This window comes from Nioella nitratireducens (assembly GCF_001879715.1).
GTDB classification, from domain to species: Bacteria; Pseudomonadota; Alphaproteobacteria; order Rhodobacterales; family Rhodobacteraceae; genus Nioella; species Nioella nitratireducens.
In genome coordinates this window covers 160,831-183,797 of sequence record NZ_MNBW01000006.1, presented here as the reverse complement: position 1 = coordinate 183,797, position 22,967 = coordinate 160,831, and the positions used below count along the sequence as shown (strand labels likewise).

Sequence of the window (22,967 nt, the reverse complement as noted above, 5' to 3'; positions counted from 1 at the left end):
CGCAACCGCCGGGTAGACTGACACAAAGACAGGAGACTCCGATGCCCAAACCAGATCTCGACAGTGCCTATAACCTTGCCGGAGCCGAAGAGACGCAGGCGTTCTACAGGGACTGGGCCGAAACCTATGACCAGACCTTTGCCGAAACCCGCGGCTACCGGTCACCGGCCGAAGTGGCGCGGGTGTTTCGTGCATCGGCCAAAGAGAACGAGCCAGTGCTGGATATCGGCGCGGGCACCGGCCTGCTGGGACAGGAACTGACGGGGTTCACCGTGGACGCGATCGACCTCTCGCCGGACATGCTGTCGGTGGCGGCGCGCAAAGGCGTCTACCGCAGCCTGATCACCGCCGATCTGACCAAGCCACTCGACATTCCAAACGGCACCTATGGCGGGCTGGTGTCCTCGGGCACCTTCACCCACGGCCATGTCGGGCCGGAGTGCCTGCCCGAACTGATGCGCATCGCGCGGTCCGGCGCGCTGTTTGCGGGCACGGTCATACCAGAGATCTTCGACAGTGCGGGGTTCGGCTCGGCCCTTGCGCTGTTGGTGGCCGATGGCACGATCAGCCCGATCCGCTTTCACCGCTTTGCAATCTACGACAAGGCGGATGACGACCACGCGGATGCCGAGGCGCTGATCATGGCGTTCACACGGCTCTGACCCCGCTTGCAGGTGCAGAATAGCAGCGCAGCATCTTTTCGCCTCGCCGCATTGCAGCGAGTTGACAGGGTATTATTATTCTCAATATACCCACCTGAGCGAAATAAGATTGCCGAAGCGAAACCGGAGGCCCGAGATGACCGAGACCCAGAAAGACCGCTTTGCCCAAACGGCCACTCGCCAGGCCGACCGGCCGTGGTTGATCCGCACCTATGCCGGGCACTCGACCGCGGCAGCGTCGAACGCGCTCTATCGCTCGAACCTCGCCAAGGGGCAGACGGGTCTGTCCGTGGCCTTCGACCTGCCCACGCAGACGGGCTATGACAGTGACCACACCCTGGCGCGCGGCGAAGTGGGCAAGGTCGGCGTGCCGGTCGGCCATCTGGGCGACATGCGGGCGTTGTTCGATCAGATCCCGCTGGAACAGATGAACACCTCGATGACGATCAACGCGACCGCGCCGTGGCTGTTGTCACTCTACATTGCGGTGGCCGAAGAACAGGGCGCGGATATTTCCAAGCTGCAAGGCACCGTGCAGAACGACCTGATCAAGGAATACCTGTCGCGCGGCACGTATGTCTGCCCGCCCAAGCCATCGCTGCGAATGATCGCGGACGTGGCCGAGTATTGCTATACCAACGTGCCCAAATGGAACCCGATGAACGTGTGTTCCTATCATTTGCAAGAGGCAGGCGCGACGCCGGAACAAGAGCTGTCATTCGCATTGGCCACCGGTATTGCCGTTCTCGATGCCTTGCAACCGCGCGTTCCGGCCGAGGATTTTCCAAAACTGGTCGGGCGCATTTCCTTCTTCGTGAACGCGGGCATTCGGTTCGTCACCGAAATGTGCAAGATGCGGGCCTTTGTCGATCTGTGGGACGAAATCTGCCGCGACCGGTATGGCGTGGACGATCCGAAATACCGCCGCTTCCGCTATGGCGTTCAGGTGAACTCGCTTGGCCTGACCGAGCAACAGCCGGAAAACAATGTCTACCGTATCCTGATTGAAATGCTGGCGGTGACGCTTTCCAAAAAAGCCCGTGCGCGCGCGGTGCAATTGCCCGCGTGGAACGAAGCCCTTGGCCTGCCCCGGCCATGGGATCAGCAATGGTCGATGCGGATGCAGCAGATCATGGCCTATGAAACCGACCTTCTGGAATACGGCGATCTTTTCGACGGCAACCCGGTGGTGGATGCCAAAGTCGAGGCCTTGAAGACGGGCGCGCGGGCCGAACTGGCCAATCTCGACTCGATGGGCGGGGCCATTGCGGCCATCGACTATATGAAAGGCCGCCTCGTGGACTCGAACGCCGACCGGGTAAACGCCATCGAGCGCGGCGAAACCGTGGTCGTAGGCGTCAACAAATACACCGAGAGCGAGCCGTCGCCGCTGATGGACGCGGATGGCGGCATCATGACGGTCGATCCCGGTGTCGAGGCCGACCAGATCGCCCGGCTGGAGGCGTGGCGGTCCGCGCGAGACGCCGAGGCCGTCACCGCCGCGCTGGAGGAATTGCGCCGCGTGGCCGACGCAGGCGAAAACGTGATGCCCGCGTCAATCGCGGCGGCCAAGGCGGGGGCCACGACCGGCGAATGGGCCGACGTGATGCGGCAGGTCCATGGCGAATACCGTGGCCCCACCGGCGTCGCGCGGGCGGTGTCGAACAAGACCGAAGGGCTGGACGAGATCCGCGCAGCCGTGGACGCCGTGTCGGACAAGTTGGGACGCCGGTTGAAGTTCCTTGTCGGCAAACCCGGTCTGGACGGCCATTCCAATGGCGCCGAGCAAATTGCGTTTCGGGCGCGCGATTGCGGCATGGATATCTCCTACGAGGGAATTCGCCTGTCCCCCGATCAAATTGTGAATGCCGTGAAATCGGAAGAGCCCCATGTGATCGGGCTTTCTATACTTTCGGGTAGCCACATTCCCTTGATCCACGATGTGATGGATCAACTTGCCGCTGCCGGGTTGGGGCATATCCCGGTGATGGTGGGCGGCATCATTCCGGAAGACGACGCAAAAACGCTGCTCTCCATTGGCGTGACCCGCGTCTACACCCCAAAGGATTTCGAACTGAACCGGATCATGATGGACATCGTGCACCTGCTCGATGCCCCGTCGGTCGCTGCCGAATAACGCTTTCCCCTAGTCAGGTCAGGGCACCCCGTCTGGAAACAGAACGGGGTGTTCTTTTTTATGGACTTATACTTTTAGACAGGTCTTCATTTTATCAATTGATTCTCGATACCGTTAGGAATAGTCAATTTGGTTACAAAAGTCGGGAGAATAAAATGACAATCGACCTTGATTCCATGACCAAGGAAGAATTGACCGCCCTTCGCAAGGGTGTTGAAAAGGCTCTGGCCAGCTTCGAAAAGCGCCAGAAGGAAGCGGCCCTTGCCGCAGCCCAAAAGGCGGCACAGGAACATGGGTTTTCACTGGATGAAATCCTTGGCCGCAAGGCCGCTGGCAAAACCTCGGTTCCGAAGTTCCGCAATCCGGAAGACCCCTCGCAAACCTGGAGTGGCCGCGGTCGCCAACCGGCTTGGTATAAAGCGGCCATCGCAGCGGGTAACTCGCCCGCCGACCTGGAAATCTGAGCACCGAGCACAGCACTCCGACAGCAGCCCCGGCAGGACATCTCCTTCCGGGGCCGCTTTGTTTTTCAGCCCGCCGCAGGGTCGCCCCTTCCCCATCGCGCCGGCCTCGGGCAGGATAGCCATGAACCGCGACGAGATGAGGCCCCAATGACCATTCATATCAGTGCCGCCCCCGGCGAAATTGCCGAAACCGTTCTCATGCCCGGCGACCCGCTGCGCGCGAAATGGGCGGCCGAGACGTTCCTGGAAAATCCGGTTTGCGTGAACCAAACGCGCGGAATGCTGGGATTTACCGGCGAATGGAATGGTCACCGGGTCACCATTCACGGCTCGGGCATGGGAATGCCGAGCCTGTCGATCTACGCCAATGAACTGATCCGCGACTATGGCGCCAAGACGCTGGTGCGGATCGGGTCTGCTGGCGCGATGCAGCCTCAGGTCAAATTGCGTGACGTGGTTCTGGCAATGACCGCGTCCAGCCTGTCGACCCCGTCGCGCGGGTTCTTCAAGGAATTGAACTACGCGCCCTGCGCCGATTACGGGCTGTTGCAAGCGGCCTTTTCAGCGGCCGGCAAGCTGGATTGCGGGGTGCATGTGGGCGGCATCTACTCGGCGGACGTGTTTTACGACGAACGGCCCGACCTGAACGACCAGATGACGCGCCACGGCATCCTGGCAGTCGAGATGGAGGCGGCAGAGCTATACACCGTCGCCGCCCGCTATGGGTGCCGCGCGTTGGCGGTGCTGACCGTTTCGGATCACCTGCTGACGGAAGAGGCCCTGCCGTCGGAAGACCGCCAGTCCAGCTTTGCCGATATGGTGCAGATCGCGTTGGAGGCGGCCTTCGCCTGAAGCCCGCCCCTGAACGCAGATCAGATCACGACAACATCCAGCGGCGGGAAGCCGTTGAAGCCGATCGAGGCATACGTCGTGGTATAGGCACCGCAGCAACGGATCACGATCCGGTCGCCCGCGCGCAGGCTTTGCGGCAGGAAAACGGGACGCTTTTCATACAACACGTCGGCGCTGTCGCAGGACGGCCCGGCAAGGATACAGGCGCCCATGGCATCGTCGTCGCGGTCGGTCAGAAACTGGTAACGGATCGCCTCGTCCATCGTTTCGGCCAGGCCCGAGAACTTGCCAATGTCGAGGAACACCCAACGGTGCAGATCGTTCTCCGATTTACGCGAGACCAGCAGAACCTCGGCGGCGATTGCGCCCGCTTCGGCCACCAGCCCACGGCCCGGCTCTGCCATGACCACCGGGGTTTCGCCGAACCGGGAGGCGATCAGGCGGCGCACCTCGCGGCCATAGGCCTCGGGGCCATCGACCGCTTCACCGTAGAAGGCCGGGAAGCCGCCACCGATGTTCAGCAACCACGGCGCGTAGCCTGCCATTTCCAAGGCCGACCAGCTTTCGGACACCTCGTCGAGGATCCCCGCCCACATCGCGGCGCGGCGCGTTTGCGAGCCGACATGGAAGGACAGGCCCACGGGCTCCAATCCCAGTTCGACGGCGCGGGCAAAAAGCGGCAGCAGAGACGCGCGCGCGCAGCCGAATTTGCGGGTCAACGGCCAGTCGGCTTGCGAGAATTCCACGATCAGGCGGATGTAGACCTGCGCGCCGGGGGCATGTTCGGCGATTTTTTCCAGCTCTTCTTCCGCGTCTGCGGCAAACAGGCGAATGCCTTGTGCGTGGGCATAGGCAATGTCGCGCGGCTTCTTGACGGTGTTGCCGAACGACACCTGCGACGGGTCTGCGCCCTGCTCAAGGCACAGCTCGATTTCGGCGCGGCTGGCGGCGTCGAAGCCCGAGCCAAGCGCCACGAGGCGCGACACGATGGCCGGTTCCGGGTTGGCCTTGACGGCATAGTGGATGCGGGCGTCGCCCAGACCGCGCGACAGCGCGCCGAAGCGGTCGGCCACGGCCTCGGTATCGACGACGAGGGTCGGACGGTCGAACTCATGCGCGGCAATATAGGCTTCCGCGCGCGAGCGGTTTGCAACGACGAAGGGTTCCGAGAAATCGGTCAGCATAGCGGTCATGGTCATCTCCAACAGACCTGGCCCATCAAAGGGCGGCAAAGTTCACGTTCGGAGACGTTACCGTCGCTACGTAACTGCGGTGGAAGGAACCACCCATGACAGAGGCGCGTGCGTTGGCGTCTTGTGGGCGGGCATTTGGAGGTTTTGCCGAGTCGTTGCAAGGAATTTTTCCCCACACGGCAAAATAATTTCCGGGCTGTCAGACGCGGTTTTTGATCAAGTTTTCAAGGGGCGCCGCTCAGCGCCCGTGGCTGCGGTCATAGCCGTTGAGCGGTGGCGTCAACCAATCGGGCGTCAGGGCGGTTTCGAACACTTCGACCAGCAGCGGATAGCAGGCCGCACTGTCCGACGAATGCTCGGCGCTGCAATCCCCGCCGGGGCAGGCCGACAGCGCGCCAAGCAGGTCGATCTCGGCCAGAAAATCGAGGTGATCGCCGGGGCGCACGGGGCTGGCCTTCATGAAATACTGACCGGTGTCGCGGGTGAACCCGGTGCACATAAAGACGTTCAGAACGTCATGCACATGGTGTTCCGCTTCGGCAAGGCTTGCCCCGGTCGCATCGGCAAAGGCGCGGGTCAGGTTGGAATGGCAGCAGTGGTGATACTGCCCCCCCGCCAGCAGGTTGTGGGTATAAGGATCGCAGCGGGTGCCGATCACGTCATGGACCGAGCCGCCAAAGCCATCCATTCCGTACCAGTCCAGACTGTCGGCAAGGATCGTCGCCATCGGCCGAAGCGCCGGGAACGACGACCACAGCCGGTCCCCCGTGGTCACATGCGTGCCATGCAGGGCGCGGGTTTTACCGGAATAGAACCGCTCGGAAAAATTGGTCAAATTCCACAAATTGAGGTCACCCACCTGCGGACCGTCAACCGAGGAAATCCGAAAGGCCTGCCCGGCCTGGACTTTGAAACTGGCCGCCTCGCGCGGTGGAACGACGACCTCGTCGACCTTTTGCCATGCCTCCCGCGCGCGGGCTGCCTGCGCATCGGGCAGGCGCGGCAAGGTCTCGGTCGGATAGCAGATCACCGGCGCAATCGCGCGGCGGTGGGCGGCATCGGCTGGTTCGCTCATGGCAATCTCCTCGCTCTTGGGTCCGGGCCCTTGGGGCAGGGCATCGCCCCTCGTCTGCACTGCATATCGTCCTGCACCCGGCGGGTCACGCGCCACGCTCTGGGGTGTTCACGGGTTTTCAGGGCGGGCAAACCCTACCGGCCCGCCACCGCAACCCGATCAATCAGGGCCTCGACCGGTGGGCCAAGCGCCGCCACCACGACCGCCACGCCCGTTGCATTGGGGTGCAGGCCGTCGGCCTGCATCAACAACCGAGGGTCCGGGGCGTCGATGATCGGGGCGAGGAAGCTCTCGACGTAAAGCGTGTCATATTCCGCCGCCAGATCGGGATAGATCGCATCGAAGGCGGCCTTGTAGTCGGGGCCGTAGTTCAGGGGGGCCTGCATTCCCACCAGCAGCACCTCCACCCCGCGCGCAGTTGCTGCATCCAGAATACCCCTCAGGTTTTCGCGCGCCGCCTCGGGCGGCAACCCGCGCAGCAGGTCATTTCCCCCGAGTGTCACGATCATCCCGTCCACGTCATCACTCAGCGTCCAGCCCACCCGCGACAGGCCGCCGGCGGTGGTATCGCCGGACACGCCCGCATTGATCAGCCGCACGTCATGGCCCCGTTCCTGCAACCAGCGTTCCAGTTGCGGCACCAACCCCTCTTCGGCAGGCAGGCCATAACCTTGGGTCAGGCTGTCGCCCAAGGCGGCGATCACCACCTCGTCCGCCTGCGCGGCAGGCGCGGCCAACAGCCCCAGTGCCAGCACCACCGCCTTGCCGATCCGCCCGCCGGTGCCATATCGAAGAGAGACCACGCCGCGGAGGCCCCGGATGACCGACCCGATCCTGTCCCTGAGGGACGCAAGCCTGACCCTCAACGGCAATGCCGGGCGGGTCGATATCCTGCGTGGCATCACCTTGCAGGTCAGGGCGGGTGAAACGCTTGGGCTGGTGGGGCCGTCTGGGTCTGGCAAGTCGTCACTCCTTATGCTGATGGGCGGGCTGGAACGTGCCACGGGCGGCGGGGTCAACGCCCTCGGCCAAGACCTGACGGCCCTGTCCGAAGACCGGCTCGCGCGCCTTCGCAGGGACAATATGGGGGTGGTGTTTCAAAGCTTCCACCTGATTCCGACGATGACGGCGCTGGAAAACGTGGCCACCCCGCTGGAACTGGCGGGCCGCAGCGATGCCTTTGACCGCGCGGCAGAAGAGTTGCAGGCCGTGGGGCTTGGCGACCGCATGGGGCATTATCCCGGCCAGCTTTCGGGTGGCGAACAACAGCGCGTGGCGCTGGCCCGTGCCGCGGCCCCCCGCCCCCGGCTTTTGCTGGCCGATGAACCCACCGGCAATCTAGACGAGGCCAACGGCCGCGCGATCATGGACCTGCTTTTCGCGCTGCGCGACCGGCACGAGGCGACGCTGGTCATGGTCACCCACGCACCGGACCTTGCCGCGCGCTGCGACCGGGTGATCCGCCTGCGTGATGGCCGGCTGGACACCAGCCCGTTGTCGGACGCCGCTGAATGAGGGCCGCCCTGCGCATCGCTCTGCGCGACCTTCGCGGCGGGCTGCGCGGCTTTCGCATCTTCCTTGCCTGCCTGACGCTTGGGGTTGCAGCCATCGCAGCCGTCGGCTCTGTCCGAGAGGCGGTGCAGACCGGCCTGTCGAACCAGGGCGCGGTGATCCTTGGCGGCGATGCGGAACTGAGCTTTACCATGCGCATGGCCAGCGAGGCCGAGGCGCGCTGGATGGCCAACCACGCCAACGCCGTCTCGCAAACCGTCGATTTCCGCTCCATGGCCGTGGTGGCACAGGGGGGCGAAACAGCGCGCGGCCTGACACAGATCAGGGCAATCGACGGCCTCTATCCGCTCTACGGGCAGGTGGGCCTCGACCCGGCCATCCCGCTGGGACAGGCCCTGGCCACAACCGATTACCCCGGCGCGGTGATGCACCCGACCCTTATTGCGCAGCTCGGGCTGGACATTGGCGATACCTTCACCCTTGGCACCCAAACCTTTGCCCTGCGCGCCGCGCTGACGAATGAACCCGACATGGCAGGTGGCAATTTCGGCCCCGGTCCGCGCACCCTGGTGCGGCTTGAGTCGCTGCAAGACTCCGGTCTGGTGGCCCCCGGAACGCTGTATACCAGCCAATACCGCCTGCGCCTGCCGCCCGAGGCCGACCTGGCCGATCTGAACCGTCAGGCGGCGCGGCGCTTTGGCGACGATGGCCTGCGTTGGAAGGACTCGCGCAACGCCGCCCCGTCCCTTGGCCGCTTTGTCGACCGGATCGGGGCATTTCTGGTGCTGGTCGGTCTGGCCGGGCTTGCCGTGGGCGGGGTCGGCATTTCCGCAGCCGTGCGCAGCTATCTGGCGGGCAAGACCGAGATTATCGCCACGCTCAAGACGCTCGGGGCCACGCGGCGCACCCTTTTTACCGCCTATTTCTTTCAGATCGGCGCGATGTCGCTGCTCGGGGTCTTGCTCGGCCTGATCCTCGGCGCGGTTCTGCCCTTGGGGCTGGCCCCGCTGATCGCGGCGAACCTGCCGATCCCGGCTGACGTCGGCCTGACCCCCGGCCCGCTGGCCGAAGCCGGGCTTTATGGGCTGCTGACCGCGTTGATCTTTACCCTCTGGCCACTGGCGCGGGTCGAACAGATCCGCCCTGCCGCGCTTTACCGGGACGCCGCAGAGCATCGCAAACGCTGGCCCCGCTGGCCGGTCCTGCTGATGACGGCTCTGCTTGTCGGTGGCTTGGTCGGGGCCGCGGCATGGCTGTCCGGCCTGCCGGAACTGGCCCTGTGGACGGCGGCGGCCATCGGGGTGGCGTTGCTGGTTCTGTCGTTTTCGGCGCTGCTGTTGCGCCTTGTCGCCCGGCGGCTGTCGCGCAGCCGGTGGGTCCGGGGCCGCAGCGCCCTGCGCCTTGCCCTTGGCGCGGTCGGCGCACCGGGGTCAGAGGCGGCCAGCGTCGTGCTGTCGCTTGGCCTCGGCCTGTCGGTTCTGGCCGCCGTGGGCCAGATCGACACCAACCTGCGCGCCGCGATCCAGCGCGATCTGCCGCAGGTTGCCCCATCTTTCTTCTTCATCGACATCCAGCCCGACCAGTTGCAGCCGTTCCTCGACCTTGCCGCCGCCGACCCGGATGTGACGCGCGTCGAAACCGCCCCGATCCTGCGCGGCGTCATCACCCGGATCAACGACCGCCCGGCGCGCGAGGTGGCGGGCAACCACTGGGTGCTGCGCGGCGACCGGGGCCTGACCTATCGCGATACGGCCCCGCCCGCGTCCGAAATCACCGCAGGACAATGGTGGCCCGACGACCATGACGGCCCGCCGCTGATGGCCTTTGCCGCCGAAGAGGCGCGGGAAATGGGCCTCGGCCTCGGCGACACCATCACCGTCAACGTGCTGGGGCGCGAGATCACGGCCACCATCGCCGCCCTGCGCGAGGTCGATTTTTCGAACGCGGGCATCGGCTTTATCATGACGATGTCGCCCAATGCCCTGCGCGGCGCGCCGCACACCCATATTGCCACGGTCTACACCACGCCCGAGGGCGAGGGCCGTATCCTGCGCGCCGTGTCGGACCTTGCCCCGAACATCACCGCGATCCGGGTGCGCGACGCCATCGACCAAGTGGCCAGTGCCCTCTCTGGCATCGCGGCGGCGACGGCATGGGGCGCGGCGGCAACGCTTGTGACCGGTTTCATGGTGCTGATCGGCGCGGCGGCGGCGGGCGAGCGCGCCCGCGCCTACGAGGCCGCCATTCTCAAGACCCTCGGGGCGACGGGCCGCCATGTCCTGCTCAGCTTCGCCCTGCGGTCGCTGCTGTCAGGGGCGGCGGCCGGTCTGGTCGCCGTGGCCGCCGGGGGCCTTGGCGGATGGGCCGTCAGCCATTTCGTAATGGAGACCGCCTTTGCCTTCCATCTGCCCTCGGCTCTGGCCATCGTGGCGGGCGGGGCGCTTGCGACCCTTCTGGCCGGGCTTGCCTTTGCCCTGCGCCCACTGGCACAACGCCCTGCCTCTGTCCTGCGCGCGGGGGGGTAGAGCCAGGATGCAGTGCCGCAGCCTGTTCACGGCCTCTTGTTTTTCCAGGCGCACCACCGCAAGTGCTAGAACATGATCCGCAGACTCGGCCATGTCTTTTCCCGTGCCGCACCCGCCGCGGCCACGGGCCCCGCTCGGGACGAACGCCCGCATCCCGACTTTCCCACCTACGTGGTGGGGGATCTGCACGGCCGTTCCGACCTGCTGGAGCGTGCCCTCGACAAGATCGACGAACATGTGGGCCGGATCAATGCGCGCAATCCGCATGTGGTCTTCGTCGGGGACTATATCGACCACGGACATGACAGCGCCACGGTGCTGACTCGGGTTTGGGAACTGTCCAAGGAATTGCCCCAGAACGTGACCTGCCTGATGGGCAACCACGAACGCATGTTGCTCGATTTCCTCGCCGATCCCGCCATTCGCGGGCCGCGTTGGCTGCGCAGCGGCGCGCGGGCGACGCTGGACAGTTTCGGCCTGCACACCAGCCAGCTCGAACCCGGCTGCCCGCCCGACCTGTTCCGCCACGAGGCGCAGGAGCTGACCCGGCACATGGCCCCGGCCCTGCGCGAGTGGATGGCCGATCTGCCGCTGTCCTGGTCGTCCGGCAATCTCTGGGTGGTCCATGCCGGGGCCGATCCGCAGCACCCGATGGACCAGCAGTCACCACGCGTCCTGCTCTGGGGCCACCCCGAGTTCGACAGCCGCCCCCGCGCCGATGACACATGGGTCGTGCATGGCCATGTGCCGGGCAGCGGGCCGGTGCTGGAAGACGGGCGCATCTGTGTCGATACCGGCGCTTGGGAAACCGGCTTGCTGTGCACCGCCGCGATCCTGCCCGACGGGGCGATCGAATTCCTCTACGCCTGACGATCAGAAAACCGGGGACTGCGGCCGTTGCGCCGTGGACAGCCGCGCGGTTCGGTCTCTACAGTCACGGGAACCGGCATTGAAAGGGTGGGGAACCGCCGATGAAGGACCTTGGAGAAGAGCAGCATCTGGCCGCCGCCGATCTTCTGGCCCTCGTGCAGGACAGCCTGACCCGTGCCGGCCTTTCCCGATCCGCCGCAGATGCCGTTGCCCGAAACGTGCTGGCCACCGAGCGGCGCGGGCACCGCCGGATCGGGCTTGGCCTTTTGCCCCACATGATCGAACACTTGCGCTGTGGCCGGGTCTCGGGCGGGGCCGCGCCGCGCCTGACCGACATCGCCCCCGGCGCGATCACCGTTGACGCGGGCGGCGGCTTTGCCTGCCCCGCCGTGGCGCTTGGCCTGATTGACCTGATCGACCGGGCGCGCCAGCTTGGGGTGGCGACCTTGGCGATCCACAACGCCTATCCGCTGGCCAGCCCTGCCAGCGGATTTGACAGGCTCGCGGTCGCAGGCCTGCACGGCATTGCCATTGTCGCCGGATTGACGCCCTGCCCCAACCCCAATGGCACCCTGCGGCTGGAAATCGCGCATCGGACCCACGGGCTCGGGGCCTCGGACCCGCGCCTGCCGGGCGCGCTGCACCGGACCGGCGCCGATGGCGGCACGGTCCCGCCCTTCGAAGGCCCCCTTGGCGCGCCCTTTCGCCTGAGCCACCGGATCATCGCCCTGCGCGCCGACCTGCCGGTCCCCACGGTCTCGCCCCTTCCGCCCGTGGCGGACGAGAAAGCCGGTATCGCGGTGCCCCTCGGCCTGCTAGAAAAAATCATAACAGCCTGAGGCCGCGCGCCCGGGCCACAGGAAATGGCAAGGCATGGGCGGCGTTCTGAAAGGTGTCTCCATTCGCGGCCTCGAAGTGTTCGAGGCACTCGCGGAAACCGGATCGGTCGGCGAGGCTGCCCGCCGCCTGGGGATGAGTGCGCCCGCCGTTTCGCAACAGCTCAAGAACCTCAATCAGGCCGTGGGCCTGCCGCTGGTCGATCAGGGCCGCCGCCCGATGACGCTGACCCCGGCGGGCCGCCAGTTCCTGCGCCATGTCGAGGCGGCGCTCGGCGCGTTGCGCACCGGGCAACGCGACCTGACCACGCTTGACCTGTCGGCGGTCTCGGCCCTGCGGCTTGGCGTGATCGAGGATTTCGAGAACGAAGTGACCCCGACCCTGACGGCACGGCTGGCCGAAACCATGCAGAACTGCGTCTTTCGGCTGAACACCGGCCCCAGCCACACGCTGTTGGCAATGATCGGGCGCAGCACGCTCGACATGGCCATCTGTGCCGAGAGCCGCGACTTGCCCAATGGCGTCACCCTGCATCCACTGGTGGAAGATCCCTACATCCTTGCTGTTCCGCGCGGCACCGACATTTCGGGCGGCGTGGCGGCGCTGTCGCATCTGCGGTTGTTGCGCCGCGATCAGGATCAGGTGATGGGCCAGCAGATCGAAGCCTCGCTGATGCGGCAGGGGCTGTCGATCCCGAACCGGTTCGAACTGGACAGCAATCAGTCGATCAGCGCTCTTGTGGCGGGCGGGACCGGCTGGACAATCACGACCCCCGTCAGCCTGATGCGCGCTGGCCGCTTTCTCGAGTCCATTGACGCCCACCCGCTGCCCTTCGAAGGGTTTTCGCGCCGCATCGTTCTGTGCGCGGCAGGGGACTGGACCGGCGATGTACCAGAACAGATTGCCGCCATTGCCCGCGACCTGATCGACCACCACTTTACGGAACCGGGGCTGCTCAAGATGCCGTGGCTTGAAGGCCGGTTCCGGCTGCTGTCCGAGGTCTGACGGCCCCGCGATTCCATGACAGCCATGCAAACCGGTAGCGCAAACAGACTTGGCAACGGCAATCGCCGCACCGCACCGGCGCGGCATGACGCAATATTTTCAAAAGCATATCCTTTGTATGCCATATTCCTACTCCTTGATATTACGAAATATTCAACGAAAAATGTAAACATTTTTACAACTGCCGCTGCGTCATTAGAAAAACTCTTACAGAACACCGCCCGCCCCCAAGGCAACAGTTCCCGCGCTCACGAAATTTTGTAAGTTTCCCAGCGAGGGACGCGCAACTTTGCGCATCAGTTGCCCGCATGGCGCGAAACCCGCGTGAGGACAGGGTTTCGCGACGGCCACGACGGCAATACACTGGTTGGGGGAGGCCAATCACCGACATTCGCCCTTCGGGGCTGTGGGAATTGGGTTAGCTTCGCACGTAGTGGGCACCCGCCCGACATAGCAGGACACGTGGAAGGCATCCGCCCTCCGCCCCGGTTCAACGTGTCATCTGCTGGGACAGGAACCGGCACCTTTCAAGGGAGAGACCATTGTCCAACGACACTGACATGATGCCCGGACTGCTCAAGGACGCGCATATCGACCTGGCCAAGTACAACGAGATGTATGCCGCCTCGATCAACGACCCCGAAGGGTTCTGGGGCGAGCATGGGCGCCGCATCGACTGGATCAAGCCCTACACCAAGGTCAAGGATACGTCCTATGACTTCGACAACGTCCATATCAAATGGTACGAAGACGGCACCCTGAACGTCGCCGCCAACTGCATCGACCGGCACTTGGCCACCCGTGGCGACCAGACCGCGATCATTTTCGAGCCCGATGAACCGGGCGACGATGCGCAGCACATCACCTACAATCAACTGTCCGAGGAAGTGGGCCGTTTCGCCAACGTCCTCAAGGAAATGGGCGTGGGCAAAGGTGACCGCGTCGTCATCTACCTGCCGATGATCCCGGCCGCCGCCTATGCCATGCTGGCCTGCGCCCGCATTGGCGCCGTGCATTCCATCGTCTTCGCCGGGTTCTCTCCCGATGCGCTGTCTGCGCGGATCAACGGGTGTGGGGCCAAGCTGGTCATCACCTCCGATGGCGCCCCGCGCGGCGGGCGTGTCACCGAGCTGAAAGACAACGTCAACAAGGCGCTCCTGCATTGCGATGACCATGTGAAATGCCTCGTGGTCAAGCGCACCGGCGATCAGGTGGCCTGGGTTGCCGACCGCGACCACTGGTATCACGACCTTGCCGCCACGGTCAGCGCAGACTGCCCGCCGGAAGAGATGAACGCCGAAGATCCGCTGTTCATCCTCTACACCTCGGGCTCGACCGGGCAGCCCAAGGGCGTGGTGCACACCACCGGCGGCTACCTCGTTTATGCCTCGATGACCCACGAATACGTCTTCGACTACAAGGATGGCGACGTGTTCTGGTGCACCGCGGACGTGGGCTGGGTCACTGGCCACAGCTATATCGTCTATGGCCCGCTGGCCAACGGCGCGATCACGCTGATGTTCGAAGGCGTGCCGACCTACCCCGATGCCGGCCGCTTCTGGGCCGTCTGTGAAAAGCACAAGGTCAACCAGTTCTACACCGCCCCCACCGCGATCCGCGCGCTGATGGGCAAGGGAACGGAATTCGTCGAGAAATACGACCTGTCCGATCTCAAGATCCTCGGCTCGGTGGGCGAACCCATCAACCCCGAAGCGTGGAACTGGTACAACGAGAATGTCGGCAAGGGGAACTGCCCGATCGTCGATACATGGTGGCAGACGGAAACCGGCGGTCACATGATGACCCCGCTGCCCGGTGCCCATGACCTCAAGCCCGGCGCGGCGCAAAAGCCGTTCTTTGGCGTCAAGCCGCTCGTGCTCGACCCGACCACGGGCGACGTCGTCGAAGGCAACGGCGTCGAGGGCGTGCTTGTGCTGGCCGATAGCTGGCCGGGCCAGATGCGCACCGTCTACGGCGATCACGACCGCTTCGTGAAAACCTACTTCTCGGACTACAAGGGCTACTACTTCTCGGGCGACGGCTGCCGCCGCGACGAGGACGGCGACTACTGGATCACCGGCCGCGTCGATGACGTGATCAACGTTTCCGGTCACCGCATGGGCACCGCCGAGGTCGAAAGCGCACTGGTGGCGCACGAAACCGTGTCCGAGGCCGCCGTTGTGGGCTATCCGCATCCTGTCAAGGGGCAAGGCATCTACTGCTATGTCACGCTGATGAACGATGAAACCCCGTCGGACGAGCTGAAAAAGACGCTCTCGGATTGGGTCCGCACCGAAATCGGCCCGATCGCCAAACCCGATGTCATCCAGTGGGCCCCCGGCCTGCCCAAGACCCGCTCGGGCAAGATCATGCGCCGCATCCTGCGCAAGATCGCCGAAAACGACTTCGGCAGCCTTGGCGATACCTCGACCCTCGCAGATCCGTCCGTCGTGGACGAACTGATCGAGAACCGGGCCGTAAAGTAAGGCGTTGTCATGACCACACAGACCATGACCCGCCCCGTCAACCTGATCCTTCTCGGCCCTCCGGGCGCCGGGAAGGGCACCCAGGCCCGTATGCTGGAAGATACCTTCGGCCTCGTGCAGCTCTCCACCGGGGATCTGCTGCGCGACGCCGTGGCCAAGGGCACAGCGGCCGGCACCGCCGCCAAGGCGGTGATGGAGAAGGGCGACCTCGTTTCCGACGAGATCGTCATCGCCATCCTGTCCGACCGGCTCGACCAGCCAGATGTGACCAAGGGAACAATCCTCGACGGCTTTCCCCGAACCGAGGCGCAGGCCGCGGCGCTTGACGAACTGCTCGCGGATCGCGGGCAAAAGATCGACGCCGCGATCAGCCTCGACGTGGATGACGAGGCGATGGTGGCCCGCGTATCCGGGCGATACACCTGTTCGACTTGTGGCGAAGGCTATCATGACGAGTTCAAGCAGCCCGCCACCGTAGGCGTTTGTGACAAGTGCCAGAGTAACGAGTTCAAACGCCGCGCGGATGACAATGCAGACACGGTGCGCACGCGCCTGTCGGCATACCACGCACAGACCGCCCCGCTGATCAGCTACTACGACAACCGTGGTGCGCTGAGCCGGGTCCACGCCATGGGCGACATCGGCGATATCGCCGCCAGCCTTGGTGCCATCGTGACCGAGGTCACGGCGGCCTGACAAACGTCACGGGCGCCCTTCTGAGGGGCGCCCGCGATATCAAGGGTCCGGGGCGGGGGTCGGAGTCCATCCCGGATCATCCTCAACAAGTGGGAGTAACATAATGGCTGATTCGCCATCTAACAATGAGTACTGGTCCGCGAACATGCGTCTGGTCGCCATCTGCCTGGTGATCTGGGCGGTTGTCTCGTTCGGTTTCGGTATCCTGCTGCGCCCGATGCTGTCCGGCATCGCGGTTGGCGGCACCGATCTGGGCTTCTGGTTTGCCCAACAAGGCTCCATCCTCGTCTTCCTCGCGCTGATCTTCTTCTACGCCTGGCGGATGAACACGCTCGATAAGCAACACGGCGTGGACGAAGAGTAAGGACGACACGGGAACATGGAACAGTATACTCTCAACCTTATCTTTGTGGGCGCCACATTCGCGCTCTACATCGGTATCGCGATCTGGGCCCGCGCAGGGTCCACGTCTGAATTTTACGCCGCCGGACGCGGCGTTCACCCCGTCACCAACGGGATGGCAACGGCGGCTGACTGGATGTCGGCGGCCTCGTTTATCTCGATGGCGGGTCTCATCGCCTTTACCGGCTACGACAACTCCACCTACCTGATGGGCTGGACCGGCGGCTACGTGCTGCTCGCCATGCTGCTTGCGCCCTACCTGCGCAAGTTCGGCAAGTTCACCGTGCCGGAATTCATCGGCGACCGCTTCTACAGCCCGACCGCCCGCGTGGTGGCCGTGGTCTGCCTGATCGTCGCCTCCGTCACCTACGTGATCGGTCAGATGACCGGCGTCGGCGTGGCCTTCTCGCGCTTTCTCGAAGTGGACAACGCGACCGGCCTCTATATCGGTGCCGCCATCGTCTTCATGTATGCCGTTCTCGGCGGCATGAAGGGCGTGACCTACACGCAGGTCGCACAGTATTGCGTGTTGATCGTCGCCTACACCATCCCGGCGATCTTCATCTCGCTGCAACTGACGGGCAACCCGATCCCGGCCCTTGGCCTGTTCTCGGATCATGTCGCCTCGGGTCAGCCGCTGCTGGAACGCCTTGACCAGGTCGTGCAAGAGCTTGGGTTTGCCGAATACACCGGCCATCACTCCAACACCTTCGACATGTTCCTGTTCACCATGTCGCTGATGATCGGCACCGCGGGCCTGCCCCACGTCATCATCCGCTTCTTCACCGTGCCGAAAGTGGCCGACGCACGCTGGTCCGCCGGTTGGGCGCTGGTCTTCATCGCGCTGCTCTATCTCACCGCTCCGGCCGTGGGCGCGATGGCTCGCCTGAACCTGATCGACACCGTCTATCCCAATGGCACCACCGAGGCCCCGATCGCCTACGACGATCGCCCCGAGTGGATGCAGAACTGGGAAGTCACCGGTCTGCTCAGCTTCCAAGACGCCAATGGCGACGGCCTGATCCAGTGGTATAACGCAGGCTCCGCAGACTTCGCCGCCACGGCGGAAGAGCGTGGCTGGGCCGGATCGGAACTGACCGTGAACCGCGACATCCTCGTGCTGGCCAACCCCGAAATCGCCAACCTGCCGGGTTGGGTGATCGCACTGGTCGCGGCCGGTGGCCTGGCCGCCGCCCTGTCCACCGCGGCAGGTCTGCTTCTGGCCATCTCGGGCGCCATCAGCCACGATCTGATCAAGGGTCAGCTCAATCCGAACATCTCGGAAAAGGCTGAATTGCTTTCGGCCCGTATCGCCATGGCCGGTGCCATCGCAGTGGCGACCTACCTCGGGCTCAACCCGCCGGGCTTCGCCGCGCAAACCGTGGCTCTGGCCTTCGGTCTGGCCGCTGCGTCGATCTTCCCGGCGCTGATGATGGGGATCTTCTCCAAGCGGGTGAACAACAAGGGCGCCGTGGCCGGGATGTTGGCCGGTCTGATCGTGACCGTTGTCTACATCTTCCTGCACAAGGGCTGGTTCTTCATCCCCGGCACCAACACGTTCACCGACGCCGATCCGCTGCTTGGACCGGTCAAGTCGACCTCGTTCGGTGCCATCGGGGCGGTCATCAACTTTGCCGTGGCCTACCTCGTGTCCAATGCGACCGACGAGCCGCCGCAAGAGATCCGCGATCTGGTGGAAAGCATCCGCGTGCCGCGCGGTGCAGGCGCCGCTCAGGATCACTGAGGCCTAGCCAAGACAGGGCCTGCGACACCGCGGGCCCCGTTCAGGACAACGGCGCATCCCGACCCTCCGGGGTGCGCCATTTTACATCCGGGGGAGCCGGACCAATGCCCCAGACAACCCGCGAAATCCTCGCCCTGACCCATCCCTACGATAGCCTGCCGCCCGAGGCGCTCGACCATCTGGCCGAGACCGTGGTGCGCCGGGACGTGGACGCCGGGACCACGATCTACCCCCAAGGCGCGCCGCTCGATGCGCTTTACCTTATCATTCGCGGGCGCGTTGAAATCACCGACGAGTCCGGCGCGCTCCTTTCGATCCTCGGTCCCCGCAACTCTTTCGGCGAACGGGGCCTGATGCGCGACGGGCTGGCCGCCACGACTGCCCGCGCCGACAGCGACAGCCAGCTTATTGCCGTTCCCGCCGACACCTTCCGCGCGCTGATTGCCGATCACCCCCGCGTCGCCCGGTTCTTCGACCGCACCCGCCCCGCCCGCGCCAAGCGTCAGGATCTGGCCACCATGCGGCTGGCCGACATGATGACGCCCGCCCCCCATACCGCCACGCCCGACACCCCGATCCGCGCCGCCGCGCAGACAATGCGCGAGCATGGCGTCTCGTCGCTGATGATCACCCAAGGCGACACCGTCACCGGGATCGTCACCACCCGCGACCTGACCAACAAGGCGCTGGCCGAGGGACTGGCCCCCGACACGCCTGTGCGCGCCGTTATGACCGCGAACCCCATGTCGCTGCCACCCTCGGCCCTCGTCTCGGACGTGCTGCATGTGATGGTCGAGCGGCGCATCACCCATATGCCGGTGATCGACGACGGCAGGCTGGTGGGTATCCTGACCCAGACCGACCTGACGCGGTTTCAGGCCACCTCCTCTGCGGCGCTGATCCGGGATGTCGCCGACGCCGACACTGTTGACGATCTGACCGGCATCGTCGCGCGCATCCCGCAATTGCTGGTGCAACTGGTCGGTGGCCACAACGCCCATCAGGTCGTCACTCGCCTGATCACAGATGTGGGCGACGCCACCACCCGGCGCCTGCTGGCCATGGCCCAAGAGCAGCTCGGCCCGCCGCCCGTGCCCTACCTGTGGCTTGCCTGCGGGTCGCAGGGGCGGCAGGAACAGACCGGCGTCAGCGATCAGGACAACTGCCTGATCCTCGACGACGCGATGCAGCCCCAGCATGATGCCTATTTCAAGGCGCTGGCCACGTTTGTCTCGGACGGGCTGGATGCCTGCGGCTATTTCTATTGCCCCGGCGACATGATGGCCACCGCCGACCGCTGGCGGCAGCCCCTGCGCGTCTGGACACAGTATTTCCAGAAATGGATCGCCAAACCCGACCCCGAAGCGCAGATGCTGGCCAGCGTCATGTTCGACTTGCGCCCCATCGGCGGCGACGAACGCCTGTTTGCAGACCTTCAGGCCGACACGCTGGCCGCAGCCGCCGGAAACTCGATCTTCGTGGCCCACATGGTCTCGAACTCGCTCAAGCACACGCCGCCGCTTGGCCTCTTCCGCGGTTTTGCCACCGTCCGCTCGGGCGAGCACAAGAACCAGATCGACCTCAAGCACAACGGTGTCGGGCCCATCGTGGACCTTGGCCGCATCTACGCCCTGCAGGGCCAGTCGGCCCAGACCAACACCCGCGCCCGGCTGGAGGCCGCAATAGACGGCGGCCAAGTCTCTCCGACCGGCGGGCGTGACCTGCTCGACGCCTATGACATGATCGCCGAGGCCCGGCTGGAACACCAGGCCCGCCAGATCCGCCGCGGCGACACCCCCGACAATTTCATGGCCCCCACCGACCTGAGCGATTTCGAACGCAGTCACCTGCGCGACGCTTTCGTGGTGGTCAAAACCATGCAATCCGCCGCCGGTCAGGGCCGCGGCATCCTCAGCTGACAAGGAAACGCACCCCATGCTGATGACCCTCATCGCCGTGATCTTCGCGGGCTTCGCCGGGGCGGGCCTTGCCCTTGCCCTGCGTTTCGGCACCGGTCGCCGCCTGCCCGGCTGGATCACCCCGCTCGGCGCCGGGGCCGCAATGATCGCGGCCACCATCGCCACCGAATACGGCTGGTATGACACCACCACTGGCTCGATGCCCGAAGGGATGGAGGTCATCGTCACCCATGAACGCTCGGCATGGTGGCAGCCCTGGACCTATCTGCGCCCCTACCGCGATGGCTTCATCGCGGTCGACATCGCGGGCATCCGCAGCAACGAAGACGCCCCCGGCCTGCATCTGGTGAACCTTTATGTCTTTGGCCGATGGGCCGCCACGACCGAAGTGCCGATGGCCGTGGATTGCACCGGCAACCGCCAACTCACCCTGATCGACCGCCCCGACCTGTCGCTCGACAGCCTGACCGACGACGCCCCGTGGATCGCCTTGCGCGAAAACGATCCCCTGCGCCTCGCCGTCTGCAACGAGGCCACGACCTGACCAATTGATGCGGGAGGAGGAGGCCCGCCCCAATGTTGACCCATCTCAGTCTGCGCCTGCGGATCTTCCTGTTCTTCGCGCTTCTCGCCCTTGGCGGCTCTGCCCTGACCATCGGCGGCCTCACCTTGGGCTTTCTCCGGCTGGCGGAACCCGAGGCGCTGTCCTCTTTCATCGTCGCGGGCGTCGTCGCCTGTTTCGCCATTCTGGGCCTGACCACATGGGTCTGGGTGCTTTTCGATGAAAACGTCGCGCGCCCGGTCGAACGGCTGGCCGCCGACCTGCGCGCCCGCGCCCATGCCGACGTGGATCACGCGATCGACCACGCCCCCACCCGCTATCTGGGGGATCTGGGGCAGGCCGCCGCCGCCGTCTCGTCGCATCTGACCGAAACCCGCAACGCCATGGCAATGGCCGTGGGCCGGGAAACCGCCCGCCTGTCGCTGGAAAAATCGCGGCTGGAAACCCTTTTGGCCGAGGTGCCGGACGGGGTCCTGTTCTGCACGCCTGACCACACCATCGCTCTCTACAACGCCCGCGCCGTCGAATTGCTCGACAACAGCGAGGCCTTGGTGCTCAACCGCCCCATTCACCACCTGCTGAAACCCGGCCCAATCCTGCAGGCCTATGCCCGCCTGCAACAGGGCACGCCCGAGGCCACCGCCGACATCCTCTGCGCGACCGAGGATGGCGCACGCCTGATCGCTGCCCGGATGCGGCTGCTCTATCTCGACGGGCAGGAAACGCCGACTCCGGGCTATGTGCTGTCGCTGCACGACGTGGCCAGCGACCTGCGCCACAGGGCCGAACGCACCGCGCTGCTCGATCGCCTGATCGAAGGGACCGAGGCCACCCTGCCCGCCCTGCCCGAGGCCGAACGCACGACCCTGAGCACCCTGCTGCGCGATGTCAGTGGGCGCAAATCGGCCACCGACGCGGCGTGGTGGCCGAAAGAAGCACTGGCCCTGTCCGACCTTGGCGGCGCAGTCGCGTCGCGGCTCGCCCGCAAAGGCGTGCAGATCACCCAAGACCTGCCCGCCCGCCGGGTGCTGTGCGATGGCTACGCCCTGACGCGCCTGCTCGAACGGCTGGCCCTTGCCTGGACCGGCCATGGCGCCGACGCGCTGACCGTGAGGGTCTCTGATCTGGGCGCGCAATCCGCCACCCTCAGCCTGGAGGCCGCCTCTCCCACACCTGATGCCGATACGCTGGACGATTGGCTCTCGACCCCACTCAGTCCCGGATTTACCGGGTTTTCGGGCCATGACGTGGAATCGACCCATGCCACACAGGTGACGATTGCCCACGGCGATGCAGGCCGCGCCGCGCTGCATCTCGCGCTGCCGCTGGCCGCCGCCACCGCCCCGCGTCCCGCCCGCGCCATGCAATATGACTTCGACCTTTTGCACGCGGCCCTGCCACCGGAACTGTCCGAGGCGCGGCTGAAACAGCTCAACTTCGTCATCTTCGACACCGAGACCACCGGCCTGAACCCCGCCGTCGACGAGATCTGCCAGATCGCCGCCGTTCGGGTGGTCAACGGGCGCATCCGGGCCGAGGAACGCTTCGACATTTTGGTTGATCCGGGCCGCAAGATTCCCGCCGCCTCGACTGCCGTTCACCACATCACCGACGCCATGGTCAGGGGCGCCCCCTGCGTGGCCGAGGCACTGGCCCGTTTCCACCGATTTGCCGACAATGCCGTTCTGGTCGCCCACAACGCGCCTTTCGACATGGCGTTCCTGCAACGGCGCGAGGCCGAGATCGGGCTGCGCTTTGACCAGCCGATCCTCGACACCGTGCTTCTGTCGGCGATCCTCTACGGCCAGTCGGCGGAACACACGTTGGACGCGCTCTGCGACCGGCTCGCCATCACCATCCCCGAGACCGACCGCCATACCGCCATTGGCGATGCGCTTGGCACCGCGGCGGCCTTTGCCAAGATGATTCCGATGATGGAAGCAGCAGACCTGCCTACATTGGGGGCAACCATCGCCGCATTCGATCGCCATGCGCGGCTTATCGGCCATCTCAATTGACCTGCACC

20 protein-coding genes are annotated in these 22,967 nt (G+C 65.1%); 17 read left to right on the top strand and 3 right to left on the bottom strand.

Annotated elements, in window-relative coordinates:
- Nucleotides 1-41 precede the first annotated feature (41 nt).
- From BKY27_RS07695 to deoD, 4 genes are all read left to right on the top strand, one after another.
- A complete protein-coding gene (locus tag BKY27_RS07695) occupies nt 42-662 on the top strand; it encodes a class I SAM-dependent DNA methyltransferase (protein ID WP_071673868.1) in 621 nt (206 codons plus the stop codon).
- 136 nt (nt 663-798) lie between these two features.
- Nucleotides 799-2,799, top strand: coding sequence for a protein meaA (locus BKY27_RS07690; RefSeq protein ID WP_071673867.1), 2,001 nt, complete (start codon nt 799-801; stop codon nt 2,797-2,799).
- Nucleotides 2,800-2,897: 98 nt separating this feature from the next.
- Nucleotides 2,898-3,263, top strand: a complete 366-nt coding sequence (locus BKY27_RS07685; protein WP_324609988.1) for an H-NS histone family protein — start codon at nt 2,898-2,900, stop codon at nt 3,261-3,263.
- A 147-nt stretch (nt 3,264-3,410) separates the two neighbouring features.
- Nucleotides 3,411-4,115, top strand: coding sequence for a purine-nucleoside phosphorylase (deoD, locus tag BKY27_RS07680; protein WP_071673865.1), 705 nt, complete (start codon nt 3,411-3,413; stop codon nt 4,113-4,115).
- A 20-nt stretch (nt 4,116-4,135) separates the two neighbouring features.
- On the opposite strand, the gene BKY27_RS07675 is transcribed toward deoD, so the two are convergent.
- The 3 genes from BKY27_RS07675 to BKY27_RS07665 all read right to left on the bottom strand — a co-directional run bounded on the left by BKY27_RS07675 (nt 4,136) and on the right by BKY27_RS07665 (nt 7,186).
- Nucleotides 4,136-5,308, bottom strand: coding sequence for a type III PLP-dependent enzyme (locus tag BKY27_RS07675; RefSeq protein ID WP_071673948.1), 1,173 nt, complete (start codon nt 5,306-5,308; stop codon nt 4,136-4,138).
- A 238-nt stretch (nt 5,309-5,546) separates the two neighbouring features.
- Complete coding sequence (locus BKY27_RS07670; protein ID WP_071673864.1) at nt 5,547-6,383, bottom strand: urea carboxylase-associated family protein; 837 nt, start codon at nt 6,381-6,383, stop codon at nt 5,547-5,549.
- Between the two features lie 134 nt (nt 6,384-6,517).
- Nucleotides 6,518-7,186, bottom strand: a complete 669-nt coding sequence (locus BKY27_RS07665; protein WP_233491796.1) for an arylesterase — start codon at nt 7,184-7,186, stop codon at nt 6,518-6,520.
- 16 nt (nt 7,187-7,202) lie between these two features.
- Here BKY27_RS07665 and BKY27_RS07660 point away from each other — a divergent pair, with 16 nt between their 5' ends.
- From BKY27_RS07660 to BKY27_RS07605, 13 genes are all read left to right on the top strand, one after another.
- On the top strand, nt 7,203-7,898 hold the full coding sequence (locus BKY27_RS07660) for an ABC transporter ATP-binding protein (RefSeq protein ID WP_071673863.1): 696 nt from the start codon (nt 7,203-7,205) through the stop codon (nt 7,896-7,898).
- Nucleotides 7,895-10,420 (top strand): ABC transporter permease, encoded by a 2,526-nt coding sequence (locus BKY27_RS07655; RefSeq protein ID WP_071673862.1) that lies wholly within the window; start codon nt 7,895-7,897, stop codon nt 10,418-10,420. The genes BKY27_RS07660 and BKY27_RS07655 overlap by 4 nt, the downstream gene beginning before the upstream one ends.
- A 72-nt stretch (nt 10,421-10,492) precedes the next feature.
- Nucleotides 10,493-11,290, top strand: coding sequence for a metallophosphoesterase (locus BKY27_RS07650; RefSeq protein WP_071673861.1), 798 nt, complete (start codon nt 10,493-10,495; stop codon nt 11,288-11,290).
- A gap of 101 nt (nt 11,291-11,391) precedes the next feature.
- Nucleotides 11,392-12,129 carry an Ldh family oxidoreductase gene (locus tag BKY27_RS07645; protein ID WP_071673860.1) on the top strand — a complete coding sequence of 246 codons (738 nt, stop codon included), beginning with the start codon at nt 11,392-11,394 and terminating at the stop codon, nt 12,127-12,129.
- Between the two features lie 34 nt (nt 12,130-12,163).
- Complete coding sequence (locus tag BKY27_RS07640) at nt 12,164-13,132, top strand: LysR family transcriptional regulator (protein WP_071673859.1); 969 nt, start codon at nt 12,164-12,166, stop codon at nt 13,130-13,132.
- A gap of 15 nt (nt 13,133-13,147) precedes the next feature.
- Entirely contained in the window at nt 13,148-13,396 is a 249-nt protein-coding gene (locus BKY27_RS19900; RefSeq protein WP_146636205.1) for a hypothetical protein, read from the top strand.
- A 296-nt stretch (nt 13,397-13,692) separates the two neighbouring features.
- Nucleotides 13,693-15,618 (top strand): acetate--CoA ligase, encoded by a 1,926-nt coding sequence (gene acs / locus BKY27_RS07635; protein WP_071673946.1) that lies wholly within the window; start codon nt 13,693-13,695, stop codon nt 15,616-15,618.
- 9 nt (nt 15,619-15,627) lie between these two features.
- Nucleotides 15,628-16,314: an adenylate kinase gene (locus BKY27_RS07630; RefSeq protein WP_071673858.1), complete on the top strand. Its 687-nt coding sequence runs from the start codon at nt 15,628-15,630 to the stop codon at nt 16,312-16,314.
- A 103-nt stretch (nt 16,315-16,417) separates the two neighbouring features.
- The gene (locus BKY27_RS07625) at nt 16,418-16,678 is read left to right on the top strand and encodes a DUF4212 domain-containing protein (RefSeq protein WP_071673857.1); all 261 of its coding nucleotides are present in this window, start codon (nt 16,418-16,420) and stop codon (nt 16,676-16,678) included.
- A 15-nt stretch (nt 16,679-16,693) separates the two neighbouring features.
- Nucleotides 16,694-18,460: a sodium:solute symporter family protein gene (locus BKY27_RS07620; protein ID WP_071673856.1), complete on the top strand. Its 1,767-nt coding sequence runs from the start codon at nt 16,694-16,696 to the stop codon at nt 18,458-18,460.
- 104 nt (nt 18,461-18,564) lie between these two features.
- Nucleotides 18,565-20,379, top strand: coding sequence for a DUF294 nucleotidyltransferase-like domain-containing protein (locus BKY27_RS07615; protein WP_071673855.1), 1,815 nt, complete (start codon nt 18,565-18,567; stop codon nt 20,377-20,379).
- A gap of 16 nt (nt 20,380-20,395) precedes the next feature.
- Nucleotides 20,396-20,923 (top strand): hypothetical protein, encoded by a 528-nt coding sequence (locus BKY27_RS07610; RefSeq protein WP_071673854.1) that lies wholly within the window; start codon nt 20,396-20,398, stop codon nt 20,921-20,923.
- A 32-nt stretch (nt 20,924-20,955) separates the two neighbouring features.
- Nucleotides 20,956-22,959, top strand: a complete 2,004-nt coding sequence (locus BKY27_RS07605; RefSeq protein ID WP_071673853.1) for a 3'-5' exonuclease — start codon at nt 20,956-20,958, stop codon at nt 22,957-22,959.
- The last annotated feature ends 8 nt before the right edge of the window (nt 22,960-22,967 follow it).

Bases quoted from the DNA above. Each gene is read 5' to 3' on its own strand.
- BKY27_RS07695 (WP_071673868.1), top strand. From the start codon at position 42: ATGCCCAAACCAGATCTCGACAGTGCCTATAACCTTGCCGGAGCCGAA.
- BKY27_RS07690 (WP_071673867.1), top strand. From the start codon at position 799: ATGACCGAGACCCAGAAAGACCGCTTTGCCCAAACGGCCACTCGCCAG.
- deoD (WP_071673865.1), top strand. From the start codon at position 3,411: ATGACCATTCATATCAGTGCCGCCCCCGGCGAAATTGCCGAAACCGTT.
- BKY27_RS07675 (WP_071673948.1), bottom strand. From the start codon at position 5,308: ATGACCGCTATGCTGACCGATTTCTCGGAACCCTTCGTCGTTGCAAAC.
- BKY27_RS07670 (WP_071673864.1), bottom strand. From the start codon at position 6,383: ATGAGCGAACCAGCCGATGCCGCCCACCGCCGCGCGATTGCGCCGGTG.
- BKY27_RS07660 (WP_071673863.1), top strand. From the start codon at position 7,203: ATGACCGACCCGATCCTGTCCCTGAGGGACGCAAGCCTGACCCTCAAC.
- BKY27_RS07655 (WP_071673862.1), top strand. From the start codon at position 7,895: ATGAGGGCCGCCCTGCGCATCGCTCTGCGCGACCTTCGCGGCGGGCTG.
- BKY27_RS07650 (WP_071673861.1), top strand. From the start codon at position 10,493: ATGATCCGCAGACTCGGCCATGTCTTTTCCCGTGCCGCACCCGCCGCG.
- BKY27_RS07645 (WP_071673860.1), top strand. From the start codon at position 11,392: ATGAAGGACCTTGGAGAAGAGCAGCATCTGGCCGCCGCCGATCTTCTG.
- BKY27_RS07640 (WP_071673859.1), top strand. From the start codon at position 12,164: ATGGGCGGCGTTCTGAAAGGTGTCTCCATTCGCGGCCTCGAAGTGTTC.
- BKY27_RS19900 (WP_146636205.1), top strand. From the start codon at position 13,148: ATGACAGCCATGCAAACCGGTAGCGCAAACAGACTTGGCAACGGCAAT.
- acs (WP_071673946.1), top strand. From the start codon at position 13,693: ATGATGCCCGGACTGCTCAAGGACGCGCATATCGACCTGGCCAAGTAC.
- BKY27_RS07630 (WP_071673858.1), top strand. From the start codon at position 15,628: ATGACCACACAGACCATGACCCGCCCCGTCAACCTGATCCTTCTCGGC.
- BKY27_RS07625 (WP_071673857.1), top strand. From the start codon at position 16,418: ATGGCTGATTCGCCATCTAACAATGAGTACTGGTCCGCGAACATGCGT.
- BKY27_RS07620 (WP_071673856.1), top strand. From the start codon at position 16,694: ATGGAACAGTATACTCTCAACCTTATCTTTGTGGGCGCCACATTCGCG.
- BKY27_RS07615 (WP_071673855.1), top strand. From the start codon at position 18,565: ATGCCCCAGACAACCCGCGAAATCCTCGCCCTGACCCATCCCTACGAT.
- BKY27_RS07610 (WP_071673854.1), top strand. From the start codon at position 20,396: ATGCTGATGACCCTCATCGCCGTGATCTTCGCGGGCTTCGCCGGGGCG.
- BKY27_RS07605 (WP_071673853.1), top strand. From the start codon at position 20,956: ATGTTGACCCATCTCAGTCTGCGCCTGCGGATCTTCCTGTTCTTCGCG.